At 69.0% G+C, this 23,771-nt stretch carries 17 protein-coding genes and 1 tRNA gene; 9 read left to right on the forward strand and 9 right to left on the reverse strand.

The window, feature by feature from the left end:
* The first annotated feature begins 133 nt into the window (after window positions 1-133).
* Window positions 134-1,219: an alpha/beta hydrolase gene (locus BR31_RS0121320; protein WP_331281145.1), complete on the forward strand. Its 1,086-nt coding sequence runs from the start codon at window positions 134-136 to the stop codon at window positions 1,217-1,219.
* Here BR31_RS0121320 and BR31_RS29635 read toward each other — a convergent pair.
* Both BR31_RS29635 and BR31_RS0121330 read right to left on the reverse strand, forming a co-directional pair.
* A complete protein-coding gene (locus tag BR31_RS29635; RefSeq protein WP_156042574.1) occupies window positions 1,216-2,505 on the reverse strand; it encodes a PucR family transcriptional regulator in 1,290 nt (429 codons plus the stop codon). The genes BR31_RS0121320 and BR31_RS29635 overlap by 4 nt on opposite strands.
* A gap of 184 nt (window positions 2,506-2,689) precedes the next feature.
* Window positions 2,690-3,610 (reverse strand): cutinase family protein, encoded by a 921-nt coding sequence (locus BR31_RS0121330; protein ID WP_081830626.1) that lies wholly within the window; start codon window positions 3,608-3,610, stop codon window positions 2,690-2,692.
* Between the two features lie 193 nt (window positions 3,611-3,803).
* Here BR31_RS0121330 and BR31_RS0121335 point away from each other — a divergent pair, with 193 nt between their 5' ends.
* Window positions 3,804-3,986 carry a hypothetical protein gene (locus BR31_RS0121335; RefSeq protein WP_027502755.1) on the forward strand — a complete coding sequence of 61 codons (183 nt, stop codon included), beginning with the start codon at window positions 3,804-3,806 and terminating at the stop codon, window positions 3,984-3,986.
* A 59-nt stretch (window positions 3,987-4,045) separates the two neighbouring features.
* Here the strand turns inward: BR31_RS0121335 and BR31_RS0121340 are convergent, their stop codons facing one another.
* The 5 genes from BR31_RS0121340 to BR31_RS0121360 form a co-directional block, all read right to left on the reverse strand.
* Entirely contained in the window at window positions 4,046-5,758 is a 1,713-nt protein-coding gene (locus BR31_RS0121340; RefSeq protein WP_027502756.1) for an Ig-like domain-containing protein, read from the reverse strand.
* Between the two features lie 90 nt (window positions 5,759-5,848).
* Window positions 5,849-7,576: an Ig-like domain-containing protein gene (locus BR31_RS0121345; protein WP_197023683.1), complete on the reverse strand. Its 1,728-nt coding sequence runs from the start codon at window positions 7,574-7,576 to the stop codon at window positions 5,849-5,851.
* Window positions 7,577-7,857: 281 nt separating this feature from the next.
* Complete coding sequence (locus BR31_RS0121350) at window positions 7,858-9,309, reverse strand: glutamate synthase subunit beta (protein WP_027502758.1); 1,452 nt, start codon at window positions 9,307-9,309, stop codon at window positions 7,858-7,860.
* Window positions 9,302-13,903, reverse strand: coding sequence for a glutamate synthase large subunit (gene gltB, locus BR31_RS0121355; RefSeq protein WP_027502759.1), 4,602 nt, complete (start codon window positions 13,901-13,903; stop codon window positions 9,302-9,304). The genes BR31_RS0121350 and gltB overlap by 8 nt, the downstream gene beginning before the upstream one ends.
* Window positions 13,904-14,190: 287 nt before the next feature.
* Window positions 14,191-14,763, reverse strand: coding sequence for a TetR/AcrR family transcriptional regulator (locus BR31_RS0121360; protein ID WP_027502760.1), 573 nt, complete (start codon window positions 14,761-14,763; stop codon window positions 14,191-14,193).
* Between the two features lie 54 nt (window positions 14,764-14,817).
* On the opposite strand from BR31_RS0121360, the gene BR31_RS0121365 reads away from it, so the two are divergent.
* Window positions 14,818-15,870, forward strand: a complete 1,053-nt coding sequence (locus tag BR31_RS0121365; RefSeq protein ID WP_027502761.1) for an FAD-dependent monooxygenase — start codon at window positions 14,818-14,820, stop codon at window positions 15,868-15,870.
* A 176-nt stretch (window positions 15,871-16,046) separates the two neighbouring features.
* Here the strand turns inward: BR31_RS0121365 and BR31_RS0121370 are convergent, their stop codons facing one another.
* Complete coding sequence (locus BR31_RS0121370) at window positions 16,047-16,271, reverse strand: hypothetical protein (protein ID WP_027502762.1); 225 nt, start codon at window positions 16,269-16,271, stop codon at window positions 16,047-16,049.
* Between the two features lie 139 nt (window positions 16,272-16,410).
* On the opposite strand from BR31_RS0121370, the gene BR31_RS0121375 reads away from it, so the two are divergent.
* Window positions 16,411-17,016 carry a TetR/AcrR family transcriptional regulator gene (locus BR31_RS0121375; RefSeq protein ID WP_027502763.1) on the forward strand — a complete coding sequence of 202 codons (606 nt, stop codon included), beginning with the start codon at window positions 16,411-16,413 and terminating at the stop codon, window positions 17,014-17,016.
* A 210-nt stretch (window positions 17,017-17,226) separates the two neighbouring features.
* On the opposite strand, the gene BR31_RS0121380 is transcribed toward BR31_RS0121375, so the two are convergent.
* A tRNA-Leu gene (locus BR31_RS0121380) sits at window positions 17,227-17,309 on the reverse strand.
* 162 nt (window positions 17,310-17,471) lie between these two features.
* Here BR31_RS0121380 and BR31_RS0121385 point away from each other — a divergent pair.
* The 5 genes from BR31_RS0121385 to BR31_RS0121405 all read left to right on the forward strand — a co-directional run bounded on the left by BR31_RS0121385 (window position 17,472) and on the right by BR31_RS0121405 (window position 23,769).
* The gene (locus BR31_RS0121385) at window positions 17,472-18,767 is read left to right on the forward strand and encodes a DUF3662 and FHA domain-containing protein (RefSeq protein ID WP_027502764.1); all 1,296 of its coding nucleotides are present in this window, start codon (window positions 17,472-17,474) and stop codon (window positions 18,765-18,767) included.
* 166 nt (window positions 18,768-18,933) lie between these two features.
* Window positions 18,934-19,398 (forward strand): FHA domain-containing protein FhaB/FipA, encoded by a 465-nt coding sequence (locus BR31_RS0121390; protein ID WP_027502765.1) that lies wholly within the window; start codon window positions 18,934-18,936, stop codon window positions 19,396-19,398.
* A complete protein-coding gene (locus tag BR31_RS0121395) occupies window positions 19,395-20,828 on the forward strand; it encodes a protein phosphatase 2C domain-containing protein (RefSeq protein WP_027502766.1) in 1,434 nt (477 codons plus the stop codon). Before BR31_RS0121390 ends, BR31_RS0121395 begins: the two co-directional genes overlap by 4 nt.
* Complete coding sequence (locus BR31_RS0121400; RefSeq protein WP_027502767.1) at window positions 20,828-22,282, forward strand: FtsW/RodA/SpoVE family cell cycle protein; 1,455 nt, start codon at window positions 20,828-20,830, stop codon at window positions 22,280-22,282. Before BR31_RS0121395 ends, BR31_RS0121400 begins: the two co-directional genes overlap by 1 nt.
* Window positions 22,279-23,769: a peptidoglycan D,D-transpeptidase FtsI family protein gene (locus tag BR31_RS0121405; RefSeq protein WP_027502768.1), complete on the forward strand. Its 1,491-nt coding sequence runs from the start codon at window positions 22,279-22,281 to the stop codon at window positions 23,767-23,769. The genes BR31_RS0121400 and BR31_RS0121405 overlap by 4 nt, the downstream gene beginning before the upstream one ends.
* The last annotated feature ends 2 nt before the right edge of the window (window positions 23,770-23,771 follow it).

Consider the following 23,771-nt stretch of genomic DNA (forward strand, 5'->3'; position numbering starts at 1 on the left):
GGCAGGGCGGGCGATCCGCCCTAATGTCCTTGAAATGTCAGTGACCGCCATCACATTTTGACCGCGCAGGCGGCGTCAACGCCGCGCGCACCGATGACGATCGCGTTCCCTGCGAAGCCCCAAGGATGTCAACGTGACCAGCAGTGAAGTTGTGGAATTTGCCAGTGTCGGCGACCGCGAGTTCGGTCCGGTGCAGGCCCGGTTCGTCGACGGCGCCGTCGCGCCGCAGCCGGGACACCTCCCGACCACGGTTGATCGCCAGGAGATCCACGGCACCAGCATGCAGTCGCGCATGCTGGCCCACGCGCTGCGAATGACGGTCCGCCCGGTCATCTCGATGTGGGCAAAGGCATCGTCGCTGCCCTGGCCGATGAAGTTCCTCGACGACATCAGCGCCGTGATGCATCCCCCGATCGAGGGCACCCGCAGCCACACCATCCTGCTCGACAACTGCAGCGCCCAGTGGGTCAAGGCGGACGGCGCCGAGAGCGATCGCGTCGTCCTCTACCTGCACGGCGGCGGATTCATGTTCTGCGGGATCGGCACCCACCAGCGCCTGGTCTCGCGGATCTCGGCCGCTGCACAGGCGCCGGTCCTGATGGTCGACTACCGGATGCTCCCGACGCACAGCATCGGCGAGGCGGTCGACGACGGGGTCAACGGCTACCGCTGGCTGCTGGCCAAGGGCTACCGGCCCGATCAGATCGTCATCGCGGGCGACTCGGCGGGCGGCTACCTGTCCTTCATGATCCCGCTGGCCCTCCGCGAGCAGGGCCTGCCCGGTCCGGCCGGCATCGTGGCGCTCTCGCCCCTCACCGAGATGGATCCGGCCCGCAAGACCGAGCACCGCAACGCAGGCCGCGACGCCATGCTCCCGAGCCATGCGCTCGACGAGCTCGCCCGGATCTCGGATCGCACCGACAGCCGGTCGGGCTCGGTCCGCGACCTGCTGCGGATGTGCCCGGTCGACAGCGACCTGCGGGGCCTGCCGCCGGTGCTGATCCAGGTCGGGTCGCACGAGCTGCTGCTGCCGGATTCGGAGCTGATGGCCGACCGGCTCGCCGATGCGGGCGTGCCGTGCGAGCTCCAGGTGTGGCGCAAGCAGGTGCACGTGTTCCAGGCGGCCGCCGACGTGGTGCCGGAGGCACAGCGCGCGATCGACGAGATCGCCTACTTCATCCGGTCGGCGACGCGGGAACCGCTGAGCCTGGTCCGCTAGCCGCCGGTGCTCGGGGCGGCCGAATCCGGTGCCGCCTCGAGCACGGCCGCGCCGAGCCAGTGACACAGCGCCAGCGCGATCTCCAGGTCGAGACGGCCGTCCCTGAGCTTGTGCCCGAGCTGATCCTCTGCCTTGCGGAGCCGGTACACCACCGAGTTCTTGTGCATGTTCAGCTGTTCCGCGGTCGCGGTGTAGCTGGCACCGTTGGCCAGGAACACGCGGATCGTCTCGCGCAGCCGCTCGCTCGCGGCATCGTCGACGGCCAACGATCCGAGGATGTCGCGCACCCACCTCACAGTGGCAGGCATGTCCGCGCACATCAGCGCGATCGCGCCGACCTCCGCGCTCGAAACGACGAGCGGGCCGCGACGTGCCGAGTTCCGTGCCACCAGCTGCGCCGACATCGCCTGCTCGTGGGTGCGCCGGAACCCGGCCACCCCCTCGGCCGGCACCCCGACCGCGAGCGTGACCGGGCGCTCCCAGCCGGCCACGATCGGCCCGATCGCCGAGAGGTCGACCGACGCCCCGACGGACAACCAGGCCCACGCCTCGTTGTCGGCGCGCGGCACCACCAGCGGCGGCCCTGCGCAGCCGAGCCGTTCCGCGAGGGCGCCGACCGACCGCTCGAGGAAACCCGTCTCGTCTTCCCGGGATTCGGCCCGCTCGGTCCACAGCACCATGGCCAGATGCCGCTGGGACAGCCGGTATCCGAGGGTCAGTTCGGCGGCAGGCAGGTCCGTGGCGCGGCCCGTCAGGAGAGCTCCGATGCAGGCTTCCCGGGAGACGCTGCTGCGACGCAGCCACAGCACACGCTCGGTCTCGTAGGCGGCCGCCAGCTGGTGCGCCACCCGGTCGCCGTAACCGGCGGTGTCGGTCATGATGAGCAGCGCGGCCTGCGCGACCACCGCGGCGTCGTCGCTGAGCAGCTCCATCTGCTCGAGGCACCACCGCATCACGGTGTCCGTGGACAGGCGGTTGGCCCGCTCCATCGCGGCGGGCGAGACCCCGCGTTGCGCGAGTTGCCGGGCATACTCGAGCGCCGTCGCCGGTGCATCGGTGCGCCCCGCCTCGATCCGGTGCTGCAGGATCTGGCGGATCGACGCCAGCGACTCCACCGTGGTGGCGGCCTGCATGGTGGCGATCAGCGGATCCCGGGCCTCCTCTATCTCGGAGGTCAGCCGGTCGATCACCCGCGCCGCGAGTTCCTCGCTCCGCGTCTCCATTGCCGAGGCGAGCGCGACAACGAGCTCCCGCGCACCCAAAGCTGCTTCACCTGACGATCGCATGCCGCTCCTCACGCCCGACGCCGTGGCCGGGCTGTCCGCCGGTCGCAGGCATTGTGCCGGACCCTGCTACCCCTTGACCAGAGAAATCGGTGAGGTCGAGTGCTGGGACCGGCCGATCACGCGATGAAGCGGGTTCATCGCGTGATCGCGCAGGCGGTGAGGAGTGGGGCAAGAACCCCGGGGATCAGGCGCGGTCCCGCAGCCAGCCGGCCAGCCAGGAGGTCGGGGTGTTGCCGGCGGCGTCGACCGCGTAGCCCTGGTAATCCTGGTGGGCGCCCGACCCGTAGAACCGCTCGAGCTGCTTCCGGCGGCCCTTGTTCGCCTCGTCGGTGAGCTGGTTCTGCAGGGTCGGGATGCCGCCCGCGCCGAGGAGGTCGTTCCAGATCATCGTCGCCTCGTCGCCGTAGCGCGGGGAATCCGAGGAGCCGGGATCCGAGTTCTGCGCGAGGAATCCGGCCAACCTGGTGACGAAGTCGGTGCGCTCGGTCGCGCAGTACAGGTCCCCTGGTGCGCAGAAGGTCACCGTGCGATCGCTGAGCCAGCCGAAACCGCCGATTCGCGGGCCGCCCGAGCCGATGCCCGGCACCGGCGGGCCGATCAGGACATCGCTGTCCGCGCGGCGCGGGTCGGAGAGCAGCCCGACGGCCGCCACCCTCTCGGGCCGGATGGTGCTGGTGCCGGTGCCGATCTCCGCGGCCAGATCGCCTGCCGCGTCCGCACCCTGGCTGTAGCCGATGATGCCGAAACGTGTGTTGGCGCAGTCCCGTTGCATCGCTTCGAGCATGCCCCGCGCGTTGTCGGTGGCCTGCTTCTTCGACGCCCCGTAGACCTCGGCCTCCCACGGGAACGCGGTCGCCGCATAGGTGACGTAGTCGGCCCGGATCTTCGACGCGGGAAGCGCATTCGTCACAGCGGCGAGCATGCCGGGGCCGGGACGCTTGTCCGGCTGCGTTGACGTCTCCCAGGTACCTGGGACGGCCACCACGTACATACTCGGGCAATTGCCTGCCGCCGGAGCGGCCTGGGCGGCGGTACCGGACAGCACCGTCCCCACGGTGGCAGCAGCGAACGCGGACAGCACTGCGATGGACTTCTTCAGGCGCATTGTGCGAGCCCCCTCTTTCCTTCCGATTCCCGGTCCGGCCAGCACATGCTGCCATCGGGAGGTATCAAAAAGATGCACAGACGATTAACGAGACGCTACCGCAATCACCGGTGATCTCGCGCACCGATCCCACCCTCTGCGACGCCTCCGGGGCGGCCGCAGACGAGACCCCGCCGGCGGGCAGAATCGAACCATGGTCGACACCCCCGTGATCCTGACGATCGTCTCCGTCTGCGTCGGGTTCATCCTGTTCGTGACCGCCGCCAGCGGTGCCCGCGGAGGCTGGCACCGCGGCGTGGTGATCGCCCTCTTCGCGGCCGCGATCTGCTGCCTGACGGTCGTTCCGCTGACCGTCGCGCTCACCGCAGGGGTGTAGCGAGCGGCGGGTGCGCCGCCGGCCGTGAGCCGACGACGCACCCGGGCACTCGGCCTCGATCAGGAGCCGAAGATGCTCTCCAGGCTGCCGAGGCCGCCGCCGTTCCCCGGACCGGTTGCGCCGGGCACCGTCAGCGTCTGCGGAGCCGAGGCGGAACTGGTGAACCCGGCGTCACCGGTGAACTCCGCCGTGACGTTATAGGTGCCGGAGTTGTGGAACGTGGTGGGCAGCGTCGCCACCCCGTCGACCACGTCGACCGGACCACCGATCAGCGAGGTGCCGATCTTGAACTGCACCTTGCCCTTGGCGTTGGCCGGGTCCACCGTCGCCCGCAGCGTCACCGGGACGTTCTTCTCCACGGTGCCGGGTGCCGCGAGAGTGGTGGTGGTCTCCACGTCCGCGGGCGCGGGCGTGGTGACGCTCACCGGGAAGGCGAGCGAGGTCGACGGCGCGAAACCCTGTGCACCACTGAACTTTGCGACCACCCGGTGGGTACCGGTGGTGGTGAAGGTGTACGGGGCGACGGCGATGCCGTCGGTGCCGACCATGCCGGTCACCGGGGCCCCACCGTCGACGATGAAGTTCACCGTTCCGCCGGTGCCGGCGGGGGTGACCCGCGCCGTGAGGTTCACGTCCTGGCCGACCTTGGCGTCGGCCGGGGCCTCGACCGTGGTGGTGGTCACCGTGTCCGGCGGCGCGTCGGTGGTGACCTTGACGATCTTGGCCGCGGAGGTGGATCCCACGAATCCGGGTGCGCCGGAGTAGACCGCGGTGATCGAGTGGTCGCCGTCGGTGGTGAACGTCGTCGTGAGGGCCGCGTTGCCGCCTGCCACCGCGATCGGGTCGCCGAGCGGGGCGTCACCGTCCTTGAACTGCACCGTGCCCCCGTTCGCCGCAGGAGCGACGTTGGCGGTCAGGGTGACCGGGGTGCCGTTCTTGGCAGTGCCGGGGCCGGCGAGGGTGGTGGTGGTGGCCTTGTCCGCCTCGGTGATGGTGGTCGTCGCCAGCGGGCCCGCACCGCCGTTGAGGGGCGCGGTCTCGCTGTCACGCGGGGTGCACTGGGTCGGGGCCCATGCGGTGATGATCAGCGTCGCCTTCGGCAGGAACGTCAGGAAGTTCTTGTCGTTGGCCCACTTCCCCGCGTCGCCGCCGGTGCGCAGCTTGATCTGGACGTTGCCAGCGGCACCGGCCCGCAGCCGAGCCTTGACCTTGGGCAGCTGGAAGGTCGTGTTCGCGCCGCTCGCCGCGGGTGCGACGATGCCGCCCTCGGAGTTCTTGCTGGAGTTGGGACCGTTTCCGATGACGGCGTTGTTGCCCGAGAGACGAATGATCGTCCCGTTGGGGTCGACAGTGCCGTTCTCGTTGACCCGCAACACATTAGGTGCGACACCACTGAGTCCGGAGCTGGTTCCCGGCACGATGTCCGCACCGAGGAACTCCGCGTTCTGCGGCACGTCGACGTCGATCTTGATCCGCGAGACGTTCTGCACGCTCGCCCCCGACACCGAGTTGGGGTAGGTGATCGGCGGGGGCGCGATGGTGACCTCGTACTCCTGGCCGGCATCGACCGTCGCGGGGGCATCGATCGTCACCGACGACGGCTGCGCCTGCACGGTCGGTCCTGCCACGGCCGACGGGGTCGCGAGGCAGGCGGCGGTGAAGTTGGTGGTGATCGGGGCGGCCTGGGCGGGCATGCCACCGAACACGGTGATCCCGACGACGGCCGCCGCGGTGATCGGAGTCGCTATCCGCCGAATTCTTCTGTTCTGCATGAATTCTCCTGAGATAGGGAAAGTCTGGATCCCACCCGGGCCCTGGACGTGCACGCGTCACGCCCAGGGCCGGTGGTGGGGATGGGTCGGCTAGCTACCGAAGAGGCTGGACAGTGACCCCGTGTCGAGGCTGCCCGTGCCACCGGGGGTGCCTGCGGCCGCGACGTTCACCACGGACGGCCCGGACACCGAGTCCTTGAACCCGGAGCCCCCGATGAAGGTGGCGGTGACGCCGTAGGTGCCCTCCTCCGCGAAGGTGTGCGACATCGTGGCCACGCCGTTGACGACGGCCACCGGGCCACCGATCGGGGTGGTGCCGACCTTGAACTGCACGGTGCCGTTGGCACCCGCGGGCGCGACCGTCGCCTTGAACTGCATGGCCTGTCCGACGGCGGCGTTGCCGGTGACCGCGAGGGCCGTGGTGGTGGCCTCACGGGTGTCCGGCTCGTTCACGGTGACGGTGAAGCCACTCGAGGTGGATCCGGTGAATCCGGTGGTCCCCGTGAACTCGGCGACCACGTTGGCGGTGCCCGCGGCGCCGAAGGTGTGCGGCAGGATCGCTACGCCGTCACCGGTCCCCACCGGTGCCGTGCCCACCTCCGTGCCGTTGACCAGGAACTTGACGGTGCCGCCGGTCGGGATCGGGTGCACGGTGGCCGACAGGTTCACCGAAGTACCGACGACCGCGGTGACCGGCTCGAGCACGGTGGTGGTGGTGCCCCAGTCAGCGTCCTTGACGGTCAGCTCGGCAGGCGGGGACACCGAGTCGGTGTAGCCGGCGGTGCCGGTGAAGACGCCGACGAAGCTGTGGGTGCCCGCCTCGTCGAACTTGCGGGTGATCGAGGCCGTGCCGCCCACCACGGGGACCGGTTCTCCGACGTTGGTCTCACCGTCCTTGAACTGCACGGTGCCTGCCGCGGTCGCGGGGGTGACCGTCGCGGTGACCTGGACGTCGTCGCCGACCAGCGCGGTGGCCTGGACCTGGATCGCGGTGGTGGTGTCGGCGGTGACGTCGACGGTCTTCACCCCGGAGGTCGAGTCGTGGAAGCCGGCACCGCCGGTGAACACGGCGGAGATGTTGTGCGCGCCAACCGAGTCGAAGGTGTGCGACAGCGTCGCGTTGCCGTTGGTCACGCCGACGGGGCCGCCGATGTTCGCGGCGCCGTCCTTGAACTGCACGGTGCCGACCGCGTTGGCGGGCCCGACGTTCGCGGTGAGGTCGACCGGGGTGCCGGTCTTGGCGGTGGCGGGGACCTGCAGGTCCGTGGTGGTGTTCACGGCGGGGTCGACGACGCGTACCCACGCGCCTGCCGGGTTGGCGCCCGACTGCGTGGAGAACGCGTAGACGTCGAACACGAAGCCGGCGTTGTAGTCGCCGAAGGCCTGGGTCGGCGGGATCTTGTAGGTGACGTCGAAGTTCACGTTGTCCAGGTAGCCCTTGGTGCCCAGGATCGGCACCGAGTTGCAGCCGCCGCCGGTGCACGTCGCCTTGACGCCCGCGGCGCCCTCGTTGGTGACGTTCGACTGCTTGCTGATCGTGTGCGAGAGGTACTCGAAGCCGGCGGGCTGGATCTGCCGGATCGCCGTCATGTACCGGCCGATGCCTGCGGTCTTCCAGATCTTGGCGGTGTAGGTCACCGTGTCCCCCGGATGAACCACGTTGACACCCGGCGTCGCGGGGTTGACCGCGGCCCCGTTCACGGCGGTCAGGCTGAGGTTCCAGCGCAGGTTGTCGGCCGTCTTGTCGCCCGACGACGCGGGCGGCGGGGGTGTCTCCTGAGCGGCGGCGGTGGCCGCGCCGCCGAGCATCAGTGTCATCGCGGCACCAGCCGCTATGAGGGGTGTCGCAAGGCGACGGGTCATGGACAAGAGCACGGTTACCTCCTGAACGGCCCACCGGAGTGGGTTTGCAGTGGCGTGACTCACATCACAGAATCGCCGAAGCCTAACCGTCACAAAACGGATACGTCCCCACTTTGTTGAACATTCGTCCATATGACCGACAGACCGGAAATCCCCCCATTACGCAGCAAACCCGCCGCCCCGAGTGATCGGGACGGCGGGTTGCCGTTCGGTAACAGGCCGTTATCGGCCCGTGATCATCGCTGCGGTGCCGCCGTGGGAACGATCGGCGAGGGCAGCGAGGTCTCGCCCTCGAGGAACTTGTCGACGGCGGCCGCGCAGGCGCGACCCTCCGCGATGGCCCACACGATGAGCGACTGGCCGCGGCCCATGTCACCGGCCACGAACACGCCGTCGACGTTGGTCGCCCACTCGCCGGAACGGGTCACGTTGCCGCGCTCGTTCAGGTCGACGCCCAGGTCGGTCAGCAGGCCCGGCTTCTCCGGTCCGACGAAGCCCATCGCCAGCAGCACCAGGTCGGCCTCGAGCTCGAAGTCGGTGCCCTCCTGCTTCTCGAAGCGACCGCCGACCATCTTGACCTCGTGGGCCTTGAGCCCGGTGACCTTGCCGTCCGCCCCGGTGAACTGCTCGGTGTTCACCGCGAACACCCGCTCGCCACCCTCCTCGTGCGCCGAGGAGACCCGGTACATGAGCGGGTACGTCGGCCACGGGGTGGAGTCCGCGCGGGCCTCCGGCGGACGCGGCATGATCTCGAACTGGTGCACGAGCTCCGCGCCCTGGCGCAGCGAGGTGCCGAGGCAGTCCGCGCCGGTGTCACCGCCGCCGATGATGACGACCTTCTTGCCCTCGGCGGTGATCGACGGTGCATCCGCATCGCCGAGCTGCACGCGGTTGGCGATCGGCAGGAACTCCATCGCCTGATGGATGCCGTCCAGCTCGCGGCCGGGGATCGGGAGGTCACGCGCCTCGGTGGCGCCACCGGCCAGCACGACGGCGTCGAAGTCCGCACGCAGCTGCTCGGCCGAGATGTCCACGCCGACATTGACTCCCGGGCGGAAGATGGTGCCCTCGGACTCCATCTGGACCAGGCGCCGGTCGATGTGGCGCTTCTCCATCTTGAACTCGGGGATGCCGTAGCGCAGCAGGCCACCGATGCGGTCGGCACGCTCGAACACGGTCACGGTGTGACCGGCCCGGGTCAGCTGCTGCGCGGCGGCCAGGCCGGCAGGCCCGGAGCCGACGATCGCGATCTTCTTGCCGGTCAAGCTGGACGGCCGAACCGGCTTGACCCAGCCCTCGTCGAAGGCGCGGTCGATGATCTCGACCTCGACCTGCTTGATGGTGACCGCATCCTGGTTGATGCCGAGCACGCAGGACGCCTCACAGGGCGCCGGGCACAACCGACCGGTGAACTCCGGGAAGTTGTTGGTCGCGTGCAGACGGTCGATGCTGTCGCGCCAGCGATCCTTGTGCACCAGGTCGTTCCACTCGGGGATCAGATTCCCGAGCGGGCAACCGTTGTGGCAGAACGGGATACCGCAGTCCATGCATCGGCTGGCCTGGGTGCGGAGGGTCTTCGAATCGAAGTCCTCGTACACCTCCTTCCAGTCCATCAGCCGCAGCGGCACCGGCCGCCGGACCGGCAGTTCGCGCGAGGTGTGCTTGAGGAAGCCTGTTGGATCACCCACGAGCTGCCTCCATGATTGCCTCGTCCACGTCAGTTCCGTTCTTCTTCGCGGTGTCGATCGCCACGAGCACCTTCTTGTAGTCGCGCGGCATCACCTTCACGAAGTGATTCACCTGCTGAGACCAGTCGGAGAGGATGCGCGCGGCAACCTCGGAGCCGGTCTCGTCCCGGTGCCGTTCGATGGCACCCTTCAGCCAGCCGAAGTCCTCGTGCTCGAGGTCCTCGAGATCGACCAGTTCCGTGTTGAGGTCCTTCTCGAAGGACTTGTCCGGGTTGTAGACGAACGCAACGCCACCAGACATGCCGGCACCGAAGTTGCGTCCGGTCGCGCCGAGCACGACCACCCGTCCGCCGGTCATGTACTCGCAGCCGTGGTCGCCCACGCCCTCGACCACTGCCGTCGCGCCGGAGTTCCTGACCGCGAAACGCTCACCCGCGATGCCGCGGATCAGGGCCTCGCCGCCGGTGGCGCCGAACAGGATCACGTTGCCCGCGATGATGTTCTCCTCGGCGACGAACCCGTCGGCGGCCTGCAGCGGCGGGCGCACCACGATGCGTCCACCCGACAGTCCCTTGCCGACGAAGTCGTTGGCGTCGCCGTACAGCCGCAGCGTCATGCCCTTCGGGACGAAGGCGCCGAAGCTGTTGCCCGCCGATCCGGTGAAGGTGATGTCGATGGTGTCCTCGGGCAGGCCCGCACCGCCGTACACCTTGGTCACCTCGTGGCCGAGCATGGTGCCGACCGTCCGGTTGACGTTGGTGATCTTCGACTCGAACTTCACCGGCTGACCGCTGTCGATGGCCGCACGACTCTGTGCGATCAACTGCTGGTCGAGGGCCTTCTCGAGACCGTGATCCTGCGAACCGGTGCAGTACAGATCCTGGTCCATGAAGCCCGACTCGGTCTTCGCCAGGATCGGCGACAGGTCCAGCTTGGACGCCTTCCAGTGCTCGAGCGCCTTGGTGGTGTCCAGCGCGTCGACCTGGCCGACCGCCTCGTTGATGGTGCGGAAGCCGAGCTCGGCGAGGAGCTCACGCACCTCCTCCGCGATGAACATGAAGAAGTTCTCCACGAACTCGGGCTTGCCCGCGAAACGCTTGCGCAGCACCGGGTTCTGGGTCGCGACGCCAACGGGGCAGGTGTCGAGGTGGCACACGCGCATCATGATGCAGCCGGAGACCACCAGCGGCGCGGTGGCGAACCCGAACTCCTCGCCGCCGAGCAGCGCGGCGATGACCACGTCGCGGCCGGTCTTGAGCTGACCGTCGACCTGCACCACGATCCGGTCGCGAAGACCGTTGAGCAGCAGCGTCTGCTGGGTCTCGGCGAGGCCGAGCTCCCACGGCGCGCCCGCGTGCTTGACCGAGGTCAGCGGGGTGGCGCCGGTGCCACCGTCGTGACCGGAGATCAGCACCACGTCGGCGTGCGCCTTCGAGACACCCGCCGCGACCGTGCCGACACCGACCTCGGAGACCAGCTTGACGTGGATGCGAGCCGCGGGATTCGCGTTCTTCAGGTCGTGGATCAGCTGCGCGAGATCCTCGATCGAGTAGATGTCGTGGTGCGGCGGCGGCGAGATGAGGCCGACGCCAGGGGTGGACCCGCGCACCTCGGCGACCCACGGGTACACCTTGTGCGGCGGCAGCTGGCCGCCCTCGCCGGGCTTGGCACCCTGCGCCATCTTGATCTGGATATCGGTGCAGTTGCTCAGGTAGTGCGCGGTCACGCCGAACCGACCGGACGCGACCTGCTTGATCGCGGACCGGCGCCAGTCGCCGTTCGCCTCGACCTCGAAGCGCGAGGGGTGCTCTCCGCCCTCGCCCGAGTTGGAGCGACCGCCGAGACGGTTCATCGCGATGGCCAGCGTCTCGTGCGCCTCGGCGGAGATGGAGCCGTAGCTCATCGCACCGGTCGAGAAGCGCTTGACGATCTCGGAGGCGGGCTCCACCTCGTCGATCGAGATCGGCTGGCGCACACCGCTCTTGAACTTGAACAGGCCACGCAGGGAGGCCAGGCGCTCCGACTGGTCGTCGACGAGCTTGGTGTACTCCTTGAAGATCTCGTACTGGCCGGTGCGGGTGGCGTGCTGGAGCTTGAACACCGTGTCCGGGTTGAACAGGTGGTATTCGCCCTCACGGCGCCACTGGTACTCGCCGCCCACCTCGAGCTCGCGGTGCGCGCGCTCCTCGGGACGGTTCAGGTACGCGGACGCGTGCCGGATCGAGATGTCCGCGGCGAGCTCGTCCAGGCCGATGCCGCCCAGCTGCGAGTTCAGTCCGGTGAAGTACTCGTCCACCAGCTCCTGCGACAGGCCGATCACCTGGAACAGCTGCGCACCGGTGTAGGAGGCGAGCGTGGAGATGCCCATCTTGGACATCACCTTGAGCACGCCCTTGCCCGCGGCCTTGATGTAGTTCTTGACCGCGTCCTCGAAGGTGATACCGGTGAGGTCGCCGCCCTCGATCATGTCCTCGATCGTCTCGAAGGCCATGTACGGGTTGATGGCCGCGGCACCGAAGCCGACGAGCGTGGCCATGTGGTGCACCTCGCGGGCGTCACCGGTCTCGATGACGAGTCCGACCTTGGTGCGCGAGCGCTCGCGGACCAGGTGGTGATGCACGGCCGAGGTCAGCAGCAGCGACGGGACCGGGGCGAACGTCTCGTTCGAGTTCCGGTCGGAGAGCACGATGATCCGGGCCCCGCCCGCGATCGCCTGCGAGACCTGGAACCGGATGTCGTCGAGCGCCTTGCGCAGGCCCTTGCCGCCGTCCGCGACCCGGTACAGGCCGGGCACGACCACCGAACGCAGGCCGGGGAAGTCACCGTCGTCGTTGACGTGGACCAGCTTGGCGAGGTCGTCGTTGTTCAGGATCGGCTGCGGCAGCGCGAGCAGGCGGCAGGACGCCGGGCCCGGGTTGAGCAGGTCGCCCTCCGGTCCCATGCTGCCACCGAGGCTGGTGACGACCTCTTCGCGGATCGCGTCCAGCGGCGGGTTGGTCACCTGCGCGAACAGCTGCGAGAAGTAGTCGAACAGCAGGCGCGGACGAGCCGACAGGACAGCGATCGGGGTGTCGGTGCCCATCGAACCGAGCGCCTCACCACCGGTCTTGGCCATCGGCGCGATGAGGACGTTCAGTTCCTCGTTGGTGTACCCGAACATCTGCTGACGGATCAGCACCCGCTCGTGGTTCATGTGCACGTGGTCGCGCTCGGGCAGGTCGGCCATGTGGACCAGCCCGGCGTCGAGCCACTCCTGGTAGGGGTGCTCGGCCGCCAGCTCCGACTTGATCTCGTCGTCGCTGATGATCCGGCCCTGCGCGGTGTCGACCAGGAACATCCGGCCCGGCTGCAGGCGGACCTTCTTGATCACCTTGGCGGGGTCGATGTCGAGGACGCCGACCTCGGAGGCCATCACGACCAGTCCGTCGTCGGTCACCCAGATGCGGCTCGGACGCAGACCGTTGCGGTCCAGCACGGCGCCGATGACGGTGCCGTCGGTGAAGCACACCGAGGCGGGTCCGTCCCACGGCTCCATCAGCGCGGAGTGGTACTCGTAGAACGCCCGGCGGGCCGGGTCCATGCTCTCGTGCCGCTCCCACGCCTCGGGGATCATCATCAGCACGGCGTGCGGGAGGCTGCGGCCACCGAGGTGCAGCATCTCGAGCACCTCGTCGAAGCGCGCGGTGTCGCTGGCGCCCGGGGTGCAGATCGGGAAGATCTTGTCGAGCGCGCCCTCGCCGAACACGTCGGACTCGATGAGCGACTCGCGAGCGCGCATCCAGTTCTCGTTGCCGGTGACGGTGTTGATCTCGCCGTTGTGCGCGACGCGCCGGAACGGGTGCGCCAGCGGCCACGACGGGAAGGTGTTGGTGGAGAAGCGCGAGTGCACGAGGCCGAGCGCCGACTCCATCCGCTCGTCCTGGAGGTCGAGGTAGAAGCTCTTGAGCTGCGGCGTGGTGAGCATGCCCTTGTAGACGAAGGTCTGGCCGGACAGGCTCGGGAAGTACACCGTCTCGCGGCCGGGGCCGTCCTCGCCTGCTCCGCCGTCGCCGAGCTCGTGCTCGACACGCTTGCGGATCACGTAGGCGCGCCGCTCCAGGGCCATGCCGGTGACCGACGCATCGGCCGCGGCGACGAAGACCTGCCGGAACGTGGGCATCGCCTCGCGCGCCATCGCACCGAGCGAGGAGTCGTCGGTGGGGACCTCGCGCCAGCCGAGGACCGTCAGGCCCTCTTCGGCGACGATCCTCTCCACGCCTGCGGCGGCCTCGTCGGCGGCCGCGGCGGCCTGCGGGAGGAACCCGATGCCGGTCGCGTAGGCGCCCTCGGCGGGCAGGTCGAAGTCGACGACCGCGCGCAGGAACGAGTCGGGGACCTGCAGCATGATGCCCGCGCCGTCGCCGGTGTTCGGCTCGGAACCGGCAGCACCACGGTGTTCGAGGTTCACCAGCGCGGTGATGGCCTTGTCGACGATGTCGCGGCTGCGCCGACCATGCATGTCGACGACGAACGCGACACCACAGGCGTCGTGCTCGTTCGCGGGGTCATAGAGGCCCTGGGGTCCGGGAGACCTGTGGCCTGGAAATTGCTTCATACCTAGCCTTCGTGTGCGTCAGATGCACAGACGACCAGCAACGCTGATGGCCATCACGTGGCAATACAAAGCGCCGACGCAACACTGGGCCGGCGCGCCCATTCAGCTGCGGCGGCAGACGGTGATCGGGATGTGTCCCCGCCTCCGCCGACGTGGCTGAGTGACTATCTGGACGGTTGTGTGTCCAGCATGTTCCGAACACGATAATTCAGCACCCCCGTGCCGCGCCAACTTAGGTTAGCCTTTTTGGCCGCCTGACCAGTGCATAGACCGGGAACTCGCGGCACTCAGGGGCGGCGAGAACCCGCCCCGAGCAGGGCCCGTGTGACCGCCTCGATCTCCCCATCGGGATCGAATTGTGCTGCGGGCGTTGATAACTGGTGCAGGATTATCCCGTCCAGGTAGTCCGCCAGGATTCGGCAGACCCGATCCGGCTCGGCCGCCCCGAGCCCGGCGAGCAGGCCCGTCCCCCAGGTGAGGAGTTCGCCCCTGGCCCGGCCGAGCGGGGTCGCCAGCCCCGGCTCCGCCACCGCGGCGACGAACAGCGAGTACCGGGCAGCGGTCCGAACCCGGTCCGGCCCGGTCGCCGACCTGACGAACGCGGCCAGCCCGGCGGCGAACTCGTCCACCGAGGTGGGCCTCGGCACCGCCGCGAGCGCGCGCCAGTCCTCGCGATCGCGCTCGACCAGCCGGAACATCACGGCCTCCAGCAGCGATCCCCTGGTCCGGAAGTAGTTCGAGGTGGATCCCTGAGGGATGCCGGCGACCTCGTCGACGGCCCGGTGCGTGAGCCCGCGCAGACCGCGCGTGCCGAGCACCTCGATGGCGGCATCGAGGACGCGTTCACGCTGACCGGACATAGCGCGACACTACAACAGTAGTAAGGACACTACATCCGTAGTACGGTGACGTTCATGAGGGGCACAGCAACCGTCGTCGGCGGCGGCATCGGCGGGCTCACCGCCGCGAACTACCTGATCCGGGCGGGATGGGACGTTCGGGTGCACGAGCGCGCGGACGGACCACCCGCCACCGGCACCGCGCTCGGTCTGTGGCCACAGGCGCTCGCCGCCCTCGACGCGATCGGACTGGGCGACCGGGTCCGCGAACTCGGTGTGCCGCAGTCGTCCGGCTCGCTGCTGCGCCCGGACGGCACCGCGATCGCCCGCGTGACGGTGCGGGGCGGGTCGACCACCCTGCTGTCGCGGCCCGGGCTGCTGAGCACCCTGGCCGCGCCCCTCGGGCCGCGAGTGCTGCACTACGACAGCACCGGGGACCAGGGCGGCGACGGGGCGGACGTCGTGATCGCCGCGGACGGCATCAACAGCCGGATCCGGGACGCGGTGTTCGGCGCGCGTTACCGACCCCGCCCGCTCGGGATGGCGGCGTGGCGCGGCTGGGTGCCGGGCACCGCCGACAACTCCGCCGAGACCTGGGGTGACGGGGCCCTCTTCGGGATCAGCCCGCGCGACGGCGGCATGACGAACTTCTTCGCCGCGGTCCGCGTGAAACCGGACATCGCGGGAGTGGAGCCTGCGGAACGACCAGACAACTCCGACGGCGGCGCCGCCTTCCTGCGCGCGCGGTTCGGCACCTGGCACGCCGAGGTCCGGGCGGTCCTCGATCGGATCGACCCCGCCGAGCTGCTCCACCACGACCTCTACGAGAGCCCGGCGCTGCCGTCGTATGTGCGGGGCAACGTGGCCCTGATCGGCGACGCGGCCCACGCGATGGCACCGAACCTGGGCCGCGGCGCGTGCGAGGCGATGATCGACGCGGTGGCCCTCGGCAGGGCGCTGACCGAGAGCGCGGACGTGTCCGAGGCGTTGCGCCGCTACGACCGGCGCCGTCGACGGCCCACCCGCGCGGTGGTGCGCGCCTCGAGGACCATGGGGAGGGTGGCGACCGCAACGCGGCTGACGCCGCTGCGGGATGTCGCGATCGGCCTGGTCACCAGGCTCGGATGACGACGAAATTGCCCTGAAATGACTACTGACCGCAGCGAACGTGTCAGCTGCGGTCAGTGTTGCCGGTAACCATAGCGTGACCGGATCGTGACTCGATCGCATTGTGGTCAAGGTCACTAGACCGAGCAGCGATCCGCGAATTCCCGATAGATCCAACGGAACCGTGTCACTGGGCCCTATGAACGCCTCGCCTCTGCCTGCTTGGACTTGCGACTACCCCACTCCGCCAGCAGCGCTCCCACGCCGACCAGCACCACATACGCCAGCAACCGAACCGGAAACCCGCCCGGCATCCAACTCAGGAACCCGGAATTGTCATGGTCCGCCAACAGCCGAATCGCACCCTGCGCGCCCAGCACCAGCACCAGCAGGCCGACGACCAACACAGTCATGTAACGCATCCGCGTCTCTCCTCCCCACGCCGTACGCGCGGCGCCGAATCGGGTTTATGGTTCGACTGCACCATAACAGTGGGTTGGTACGATCGCACCACAACGGGCAGCCCGGATTGACAGGGGCAGAACGAGAGGACCGAAGCCAGTGCCCCGACAGGTCGATCACGCACAACGTCGCCGCCAGATCGCCGAGGCGTTGTGGCGACTGGCCATACGCGGCGGACTGGAGCAGGTCACTCTGCGGCAGGTCGCGGCCGAGGCCGGGGTGTCCGCACGCCTGCTGCAGTACTACTTCGGTACCCGCGACCAGCTTCTGCTCGGCGCGCTGGAAATACTGAACACCGACGCCGAACAACAGGCCAGAGACCGTATGGCACTTCTCGGTGACAACCCGAGCATCCGGGCGATTGTGCAGGGTGTCCTGCTGGAAATGCTCCCCCTCGACGAGGAACGACGCAGCAGACATGTGGTGTACGCGGCATATTTCGTCCGCTTCCTCACCGAACCAGACCTCGCCGCAGTGGCCCGCGCGGCGCCGCCCGCGCTAGCCGACCTCGTCGCCGATCTGCTCATCCACGGCCAAGATCTCCAACAGGTGCCCCGCCGGATAGATGCAGCAAGCGAAGCCGTGTTCCTGACCGCAGGCGCCGAAGGACTGCAAACCCGCGTCCTCCTCGGGCAACTGACACCCGAGCGCGCCGTCGCGGTGATCGAGACCCAACTCGACGGCATCTTCACGAGCCGAAGATGAGCACCCACGACTGGGCGGTCATGGGGACCGCCCCCGTCGCCTACGGATTCTGATACCGACCGCCCACTGACGACACCGGCGGGCAGGGCCGATCGACATGGCTCCATCACGCGTCCAACGGACGCTCCGACCCGAGCCAAACAAAAACGAGGCCACGCACTCTTTCAAGTTCGTGACCTCGTTCGTCGCAGTTCGTCGAACTGCTCTCTGTGGGCGAAGGGGGACTTGAACCCCCACGTCCCGAAGGACACTGGCACCTGAAGCCAGCGCGTCTGCCATTCCGCCACTCGCCCGAGCGACGCCGGAAACATTAACACGTACCCGCCGGGAATGACGATTCGCCCCCCCGACCTGCGAAGGAAGCGATCACCCACACGGGCATCCGGCAAAGGTAGATATCATGCAGGGGCGGCATCGAGGCCGCGACACGCCACCGGGACCGGAGAGGAGCCACGATGGGGATCGTCCAGCGATTCGAGCGCAAGCTGCAGGGCGCCGTCGGGGATGCCTTTGCCCGGGTCTTCGGCGGCGGCGTCATGCCCCAAGAGGTGGAATCCGCACTCCAGCAGGAGGCCACCGACCGGGTTCAGCACCTCGATGGCGGACACCTGCTGGCCCCCAACATGTACGTGATCACCATCAACGAATCCGATCACGACGAACTGGCGACGGACCGGGACTTGACAGTCAAGGCCTTCGCCCGACACCTTGAGGGCTTCATCCGCGACCAGGGATGGCAGACCTATGGCCCCATCACCGTGCGGTTCGAACCGAGCCCGGCGTTGCACACGGGCCAGTTCCGGACCAGCGGGACGGTGGACCCCGATGCGGGGCGGCCACCGGCTCGTAGCCCAGGCCCGGAAGTGCACGCAGTCCCGCTACCTCGACCCTCCGCTCATCCGAACCCAGGAGCTGGCCCCATGACGCAGAACTCAGGCTACGACGCCAACCGCGAGCCCGCGGACAACGAGGGCCGGCCCGAATACCAGCCGGCATACGCCTCGAACAGTTACGCCAACGGCAACAGCTACCCCAGCGAGCAGCCGCGCAACAACGGCTACGCGAGCGAGCAGCCGCGCAACGGCTACGAGCGCCCCTACGGCGGCGGCTACCAGGATCCGTACGCGCAGGGCGCGGCCGACCCGTACGCCCAGCCCGCCAACGATCCCTACGCACAGGGCGCAGCCGATCCCTACGCGCAGCAGGGCGGCAACGACCCGTACGCCCAGCCCGCCAACGATCCCTACGCACCGCAGGGCGGCTACCAGCAGGGCGCGCCGGCCTACCCGCCGCAGTCCCCCGCCTACCCGCCGCAGCAGCAGGGCTCCGGCTACCCGGCGCAGCAGGCCCCTCAGGCCCCGCAGAGCTACGACTACCAGCAGAGCGCGTACGGCCAGGACTACCCGGCCTACGACCAGCAGCCCTACGGCGCGGGCGCGTACTCGGGCTTCGATGCCGACCGCACCTTCACGGTCACCCTGCAGCTCGAGGACGGGAGCGGCCGCAACTTCCAGCTCCGCGAGGGCCGCAACGTGATCGGTCGCGGCCAGGAGGCCCAGTTCCGGCTGCCCGACACCGGCGTCTCGCGTCGGCATATCGAGATCCGCTGGGACGGCCAGGTCGCGATGCTCTCCGATCTCGGCTCCACCAACGGCACCACCGTGAACGGCGCGCCCGTTCAGGATTGGCAGCTCGCCGACGGTGACGTGATCCGCGCGGGCAACTCCGAGATCCTGGTCCGTATCCTCTGACCCGCCACGGCGGTAACAACCGAACCAGCGGAAGCCCCTTCGGATTCCGTATGGTGGTTGCGCACCCATATAGCGATCGACAAAGGCCGCATCGCCATAAGATGCTGCCAGTAAAAAGCCGGAGTTCGGGACCACCCGATCGCCACGAATGAGGAGGTGGACCGCCGTGCAGGGACTCATCCTGCAGTTGACCAGGGCGGGCTTCCTGCTGTTGCTGTGGCTGTTCGTCTGGGGCGTGCTCCGAGCCCTCCGCAGCGACGTCTACGCCGCCTCGGGTGTGCGTGTGCCGCCCCGGTATTCGCGTAGCTCCTCGGTGCTGCCCTCGTTCGGCAAGCCGAAGGTGGCCAAGTTCCTCATCGTCACGCAGGGCGCGCTGGCGGGCACCCGCATCACGCTCAGCTCGCAGCCCGTCCTGATCGGGCGGGCCGACGATTCCACCCTCGTGCTCACCGACGACTACGCCTCCACCCGGCACGCCCGGCTCTCTCAGCGCGGAACCGACTGGTACGTGGAGGATCTCGGATCGACCAACGGCACCTACCTGGACCGGGCGAAGGTGACCACCGCGGTGCGGGTGCCCCTCGGTACCCCGGTTCGCGTTGGCAAGACCGTGATCGAGCTGCGCCCGTGACCCTCGTCCTCCGTTACGCGGCGCGCAGCGACCGTGGCCTGGTGCGCTCGAACAACGAAGATTCCGTGTACGCGGGCGCCCGTCTGCTCGCGCTCGCCGACGGCATGGGCGGCCACGCCGCGGGCGAGGTCGCCTCCCAGCTGATGATCGCGGCCCTCGCGCACCTCGACGACGACGAGCCAGGCGAGGACCTGCTCGGCAAGCTCGAGGCGGCCACCCGCGCGGGCAACGCCGCCATCGCCGATCAGGTCGAGGAGGAGCCCGAACTCGACGGCATGGGCACCACCCTGACCGCGATCCTGTTCGCGGGCAGCAGGCTCGGCCTCGTGCACATCGGCGACTCGCGCGCGTACCTGCTGCGCGATGGCGTGCTCACCCAGATCACCCGCGACGACACCTTCGTCCAGTCCCTCGTCGACGAGGGACGGATCACCGCCGAGCAGGCGCACACCCACCCGCAGCGTTCGCTGATCATGAGGGCGCTGACCGGCAACGAGATCGAGCCGACCCTCACGGTCCGGGAGGCCCGCGCAGGCGACCGGTACCTGCTGTGCTCCGACGGACTCTCCGATGTCGTCAGCGACGAGACGATCTCGGAGGTGCTCGGCGAGGGTGAGCACGGCGAGTCCGCCGACCGGCTGATCGAATTGGCGCTGCGCAGTGGCGGACCCGACAACGTCACGGTGGTCGTCGCCGACGTCATCGACCTCGACTACGGCCAGAGCCATCCCATCGTTGCCGGCGCCGCCTCCCACGAGGACGAGGAAGACTCACCGCCGCCGGACACCGCCGCGGGACGGGCCGCGGCCATGCGCCCGCCGCGGGCGACCCCGCGTCGGGTGACCGGCCCGGTCGACACCGAGACCGCGAAGCCGAAGCGGCGGCTGACCTGGATCCTGTTGGGGCTGGGGCTGATCGCCGTCGTGGTCGTGGGGCTCGTGATCGGGCGCAGCCTGATCCGCAGCAACTATTACGTGGGTGCGGACGACAGCCGGGTGACCGTGCTGCGTGGTGTCCCCGGTTCCGTGTTCGGGTACTCGCTGCAGGAGGCGAACCTCGTCGGGTGCATCACCAACAGCGGCTCGCTGAGCCTGGTGACCCCGGACGCCGAGCCGACGAACTGCACCCTGCTGATGGTCGACGACCTGCAGCCCTCGGCCCGTGAACAGGTGCGGGCGGGCCTGCCATCGGGCAGCCTCGATGACGCCAAGCGGCAGATGAGCCGTCTCGCCACCGCCGACCTGCTCCCGGTGTGCCAGACCATCACCCCCGCGCCTCCCGCTCCCCCGGCGACCGGCGCACCCGCCGCCCCCGGTGCCACGCCCACGCCGACCACCCAACCGCCGCCCTCCGCGGCGCCGCCGACGCCCACCCCCTCCGAGTTGGCTCAGGCACAGGTGCCCGGGCAGAACTGCAGGACCGGCCGCTGATGTCTGTCTCCGCGGCACCGTCGGGGCCCTCCTTCCCGAGTCCGGCCGGAGGGTTCGCGCCCGCACCCGTGCAATCGAACCGACGCAACGTCGAACTGCTGCTGATCTGCTGCGCCATCGCGATCACCACCCTGTCGCTGATCCTGGTCGAGGCGAGCCAGGAGCAGAAGATCACCCTCGACCTGGCCAAATACGCGCTCGCCTACGCGGTCCTGTTCGTCGTCGCCCACCTCGCGGTGCGCAGGTTCGCGCCGTACGCCGACCCCTTGCTGCTGCCGATCGTCGCGCTGCTCAACGGCCTCGGACTCGTGCTGATCCACCGACTCGACCTCGCCGACGCCGCGACCGCGGCCTCGTTCGGGTGGGAGATCCCCTCCCCCGACGCCAATCAGCAGGTGCTGTGGACCGCGCTCGCGATCGCCGGCTTCATCGCGGTACTGGTGTTCCTCGAGGACTACCGACTACTGGCGCGCTACAGCTACACCCTCGGCCTGGCGGGCCTGGTGCTGCTCGCCCTCCCCGCGGTGCTGCCTGCATCCATGTCCGAGGTCAACGGCGCCAAGATCTGGATCAAGTTGCCGTTCTTCAGCATTCAGCCAGGAGAATTCGCCAAGATCCTGCTGATCATCTTCTTCGCCTCGGTCCTGGTGTCCAAGCGCGAGCTGTTCACCACGGCGGGCAGGCATTTCTTCGGGATGGACCTGCCGCGCGCCCGTGACCTCGGGCCGATCCTCGTCGCCTGGGTCGTCTCGATCGGCGTGCTGGTGCTCGAGAAGGACCTCGGCACCTCGCTGCTGCTGTTCGGCACCGTGCTGGTGATGCTCTACATCGCCACCGAACGGGTCGGATGGCTGCTGATCGGCGGTGGGCTGCTCGCGCTCGGGTTCGTGTTCGCCTACCAGCTCTTCGGCCACGTCCGGGTCCGGGTGAACACCTGGCTCGACCCGCTTGGCGACTACAACAACACCGGGTACCAGATCTCGCAGTCGCTGTTCGGGCTCGCAACCGGCGGGCTCGCAGGCACCGGCCTCGGCAGCGGGCGCCCGTCCCAGGTCCCGTTCGCGAAGACCGACTTCATCGTCGCCACGATCGGCGAGGAGCTCGGGCTGATCGGCCTGGCCGCCGTGCTGATGCTGTTCCTGATCTTCGTCATCCGCGGGCTGCGGACCGCGCTCGCGGTGCGTGACAGCTTCGGCAAGCTGCTCGCGGCCGGGCTCTCGTTCACCGTGGCGATCCAGGTCTTCGTCGTCGTCGGCGGCGTGACCAAGCTGATCCCGCTGACCGGCCTGACCACCCCGTACATGTCGTACGGCGGGTCCTCGCTGCTGGCGAACTACCTGCTGCTGGCGCTGCTCATCAAGATCTCCGACTCGGCGCGGACCCCACCGAAGCCAACGAAGAAGGGACCCGCCCCCATCGCGGACGCACCGACCGAAATGTTGAGGCGCCCATGAACACGCCCCTGCGACGCGTCGCGATGGCGGTCATGGTGATGGTGGTGGCACTCCTGGCCAACGCCACGTACGTGCAGGTCATCAAGGCCGACGACCTGCGCACCGATCCGCGTAACTCCCGGGTCCTGCTCGACGAGTACTCGCGCCAGCGCGGACAGATCTCGGCGGGCGGCCAGGTGCTGGCCGCGTCGATCCCCACCGACGACCGCTACAAGTACCTGCGCACGTACCCGCCGAACCCGGCGGCACCGTCCAGCCCGTTCGCCAACGCGCCGGTCACCGGCTTCTACTCGATGCTCTACGGCAGCACGGGACTCGAACGGACCGAGGACCAGGTGCTCAACGGCTCCGACAACCGGCTGTTCGGGCGCCGGTTCTTCGACCTGGTCTCCGGGCGCGACCCGCGCGGCGGCAACGTGGTCACCACCCTCGACCCGGTCGTCCAGCAGGTGGCGTACGACCAGCTCACCGCGAAGGGCTACACCGGCTCGGTGGTCGCGATCAAGCCGAGCACCGGCGAGGTGCTGGCGATGGTGAGCACGCCGAGCTACGACCCGAACCTGCTGGCCAGCCACGACGGCGCCGTCAGCACCCAGGCATGGGAGGCGCTGAACGAGGACGAGGACAAGCCGCTGCTCAACCGGGCCATCTCGCAGTCGTATCCCCCCGGCTCCACGTTCAAGGTGGTGGTCACCGCCGCCGCGCTGAGCAACGGCGCCAACCCGGAGGAGCAGCTGACCGCGGCACCGAACATCACGCTGCCCGGCACCAACACCACACTGGAGAACTACAACGGGAGCACCTGCGGCGGCGGCCCGACCGCCTCGCTGCGGGAGGCCTTCGCCAGGTCCTGCAACACGGCCTTCGTCGAGCTCGGCATCCGGACCGGCGCCGACGCGCTGAAGGAGAAGGCCGCCGGGTTCGGCATCCAGCCCGACTCGCCCGGCATCCCGATGCCGGTCGCGGACGGCACCGTCGGATCCATCCCCGACGACGCCGCGCTCGGGCAGTCCAGCATCGGCCAGCGCGACGTCTCGCTGACGCCGCTGGAGAACGCCGTGATCGCCGCGACCGTCGCGAACGGCGGCGTCCGGATGCAGCCGCACGTCGTGGCCCAGCTGCAGAGTCCCGACCTGTCCAACCTGGCGACCACCCACCCCGAGTCGCTGGGCCAGGCGGTGTCCCCGCAGGTGGCGGCAACGCTCACCGACCTGATGATCGGCTCGGAGAACAACACCGGCGGCGGCAACAAGATCCCCGGCGTCCAGATCGCGTCCAAGACCGGCACCGCCGAGCACGGCACCGATCCCCGCAACACCCCGCCGCACGCCTGGTACATCGGGTTCGCTCCCGCGGCGAACCCGGAGATCGCGATTGCGGTGCTGGTGGAGAACGGCGGCGACCGCGCCCTGGCCGCGACCGGCGGCTCGGTCGCGGCACCGATCGGGCGGGCCGTCATCGAAGCCGGACTGCGGCAGGGGGGCTGAGA

This window comes from Rhodococcus sp. UNC363MFTsu5.1 (genome assembly GCF_000686785.1).
Taxonomy (GTDB): domain Bacteria; phylum Actinomycetota; class Actinomycetes; order Mycobacteriales; family Mycobacteriaceae; genus Rhodococcus_G; species Rhodococcus_G maanshanensis.

What these genes read in the sequence shown, in the direction of transcription:
- BR31_RS29635 (WP_156042574.1), bottom strand. Translation starts at nt 2,505, where the DNA reads ATGCGATCGTCAGGTGAAGCAGCTTTGGGTGCGCGGGAGCTCGTTGTC.
- BR31_RS0121330 (WP_081830626.1), bottom strand. Translation starts at nt 3,610, where the DNA reads ATGCGCCTGAAGAAGTCCATCGCAGTGCTGTCCGCGTTCGCTGCTGCC.
- BR31_RS0121335 (WP_027502755.1), top strand. Translation starts at nt 3,804, where the DNA reads ATGGTCGACACCCCCGTGATCCTGACGATCGTCTCCGTCTGCGTCGGG.
- BR31_RS0121340 (WP_027502756.1), bottom strand. Translation starts at nt 5,758, where the DNA reads ATGCAGAACAGAAGAATTCGGCGGATAGCGACTCCGATCACCGCGGCG.
- BR31_RS0121345 (WP_197023683.1), bottom strand. Translation starts at nt 7,576, where the DNA reads ATGACACTGATGCTCGGCGGCGCGGCCACCGCCGCCGCTCAGGAGACA.
- gltB (WP_027502759.1), bottom strand. Translation starts at nt 13,903, where the DNA reads ATGAAGCAATTTCCAGGCCACAGGTCTCCCGGACCCCAGGGCCTCTAT.
- BR31_RS0121360 (WP_027502760.1), bottom strand. Translation starts at nt 14,763, where the DNA reads ATGTCCGGTCAGCGTGAACGCGTCCTCGATGCCGCCATCGAGGTGCTC.
- BR31_RS0121365 (WP_027502761.1), top strand. Translation starts at nt 14,818, where the DNA reads ATGAGGGGCACAGCAACCGTCGTCGGCGGCGGCATCGGCGGGCTCACC.
- BR31_RS0121370 (WP_027502762.1), bottom strand. Translation starts at nt 16,271, where the DNA reads ATGCGTTACATGACTGTGTTGGTCGTCGGCCTGCTGGTGCTGGTGCTG.
- BR31_RS0121385 (WP_027502764.1), top strand. Translation starts at nt 17,472, where the DNA reads ATGGGGATCGTCCAGCGATTCGAGCGCAAGCTGCAGGGCGCCGTCGGG.
- BR31_RS0121400 (WP_027502767.1), top strand. Translation starts at nt 20,828, where the DNA reads ATGTCTGTCTCCGCGGCACCGTCGGGGCCCTCCTTCCCGAGTCCGGCC.
- BR31_RS0121405 (WP_027502768.1), top strand. Translation starts at nt 22,279, where the DNA reads ATGAACACGCCCCTGCGACGCGTCGCGATGGCGGTCATGGTGATGGTG.